The 2,809-nt window shown below is 37.8% G+C and carries 1 protein-coding gene; it reads left to right on the forward strand.

Features of this window, described 5'->3' with window-relative positions:
- Positions 1-2,335, forward strand: a 2,335-nt coding sequence (locus AFK68_RS03175; protein WP_210407198.1) for an AAA family ATPase, incomplete at both ends; no start/stop codon positions are given.
- Positions 2,336-2,809: the final 474 nt, after the last annotated feature.

Genomic DNA, 2,809 nt, shown 5'->3' on the forward strand with positions numbered 1-2,809 from the left:
ACTTTAGGACAAATTCACGCCGAAAATATTATCCACAAAGATATTAATCCAGCTAATATAATTTACAACCCCAAAACTAAACAATTAAAAATTATTGACTTTGGCATTTCTACAAGATTAACTAGAGAAAATCCCATACTAAAAAATCCCAATGTATTAGAAGGAACTCTTGCCTATATTTCCCCCGAACAAACAGGTCGCATGAACCGAGGAATTGATTATCGGACAGATTTGTATTCCCTAGGAGCAACATTTTTTCAACTACTCACAGGTGAGTTACCATTTAACACCAAAGATTCAGTAGAATTAGTACATTGTCATATTGCTCAACCAGTAAAATTTCCCATAATTGAAAGTAGAGAAATTCCTCAAGTTTTGCAGACAATAGTGTTAAAATTAATGGCGAAAAATGCCGAAGACCGTTATCAAAATGCTTGGGGATTAAAATATGACTTAGAAAAATGTAGAAAACAGTTAAATGCAACAGGAAAAATAACCGAGGTTGAGCTTGGGGAACGAGATGTATGTCATCACTTCCTCATACCAGAAAAACTCTATGGCAGGGAAAAAGAAGTACAAAGTTTACTCAATGCGTTCGAGAATGTGGCAAGTGGAACGACAGAAATGATTCTCGTGGCGGGGTTTTCTGGCATCGGCAAAACAGCTATAGTGAATGAAGTACATAAACCGATAGTCAGACAAAGAGGTTATTTTATCAAAGGAAAATATGACCAGTTCAACCGCAATATTCCCTTTAGTGCTTTCACCCAAGCATTTCGAGAGTTGATGGCTCAATTACTAAGTGAATCAGATGCCGAATTAGTCAAATGGAAAGCTAACATATTAGAAGTATTGGGGGAAAACGGACAAGTAATTATTGATGTAATTCCAGAACTAGAAAGAATTATTGGGGAACAACCACCAGTTCCGGAATTATCGGGTAGTGCAGCACAAAACCGCTTCAATTTGCTTTTCAGTAAATTTGTAGAAGTTTTTACTAAGCAAGAACATCCCTTAGTGGTTTTTCTAGATGACTTACAGTGGGCAGACTCTGCTTCGTTAAATCTGCTGAAACTCTTGATGAGCGATCGCAAAGCAGGATATCTGCTGGTGTTGGGAGCATATCGAGATAATGAAGTATTTCCTGCTCATCCATTAATGTTGATTTTAGATGAAATTCAGAAACAGGGAGCAGACATAAAGACTCTAACTCTAGCTCCTTTAGATGAAGTAAATATTACTTGTTTAGTGGCGGATACATTGATGTGTTCTGTGGAAATTGCTACACCATTAGCACAGTTAGTGTATCAAAAGACTAAAGGAAATCCATTTTTTATCACCCAATTTTTGCAGGGGTTATATGAGGATGGCTGGATTAGATTTAATGCCAAGGTAGGATATTGGCAATGCGATCTGACACAAGTGCGTCAATTAGCACTGACTGATGATGTGGTAGAGTTTATGGTAGAAAGGTTGCAGAAGTTGCCAGAGAAAACACGGGATGTGATGAAACTAGCTGCCTGTATTGGCAACAAATTTGATTTAGCAACCTTAGCGATCGTGCGGGAAAAAACGCCAGGGGAGGTGGCAACAGATTTATGGCAGGGTTTGCGGGAGGGGTTTATTATTCCGGAGAGTGAAGTTTATAAGTTTTTTATGGGAGAGCAAAACCAGGAGAGGGAAATTGCAGATGTTTCGGTAGGTTATCATTTTTTGCACGATAGGGTACAACAAGCAGCTTATGCTTTAATTCCCAACAATGAAAAAGCAAGATTTCATTACAATATAGGACAACTACTACTGCAAAAGGTATCCCCAGAAGCAAGAGAAGAAAAGATTTTTGAGCTAGTTAGTCAATTAAATTATGGAATATCTTTAATTACAGCACAAACAGAACGAGATGAAATAGCAAAGTTTAATCTGATAGCTTGTAGAAAAGCTAGAAATGCTACTGCTTATCAAGCAGGTAGGGAATATGCCAGCATTGGATTATCATTACTAGGAGAAAATGCTTGGTCTAGACAATATGAAATGACTTTAGAATTCTATGAGTTGGGAACAGAATTAGCTGCTTTATGTGGTGATTTTGAGGTGATGGAACAGTTGATTGAGATAGTCATTGCCAATACCCGCTCTTTACCAGAACAGATGAATGTTTATCGAATTCAAATACAATCATATAATACGAGAAATTTAGCGACGGAAGCTATTAGTATTGCGAAACAATTTTTAGGGCAATTAGGTGTGAGTTTTCCGGAAACACCTACACAGAATGATATTCAACAGGCAGTTTCCGAAATTAGCCTAATGGTTAGCGATAGAGAAATCACAAATTNCGCTCTTTACCAGAACAGATGAATGTTTATCGAATTCAAATACAATCATATAATACGAGAAATTTAGCGACGGAAGCTATTAGTATTGCGAAACAATTTTTAGGGCAATTAGGTGTGAGTTTTCCGGAAACACCTACACAGAATGATATTCAACAGGCAGTTTCCGAAATTAGCCTAATGGTTAGCGATAGAGAAATCACAAATTTAGTCGAGCTGCCAATGATGCAGGAGCGAGAAAAAATTGCCATTGTGGAGATTGCCACTAGCACGATCCCAGCTACTTACCTTTCTGGTTCTCCCTTATTTCCATTATTGGTATCTTTGTCAGTCAAACTATCTATTCAATATGGAAATATTGGAGTTTCCGCCTTTGCTTATTCTTGCTATGGCATCGTTGCTTGTAGTGTATTGCAAGATGTCGATGTGGCGGTAGAGTTTGGTCAACTAGCACTACAGGTAGTCTCCAAACTGGA

The organism is Hydrocoleum sp. CS-953 (genome assembly GCF_002260545.1).
GTDB lineage: Bacteria > Cyanobacteriota > Cyanobacteriia > Cyanobacteriales > Microcoleaceae > Trichodesmium.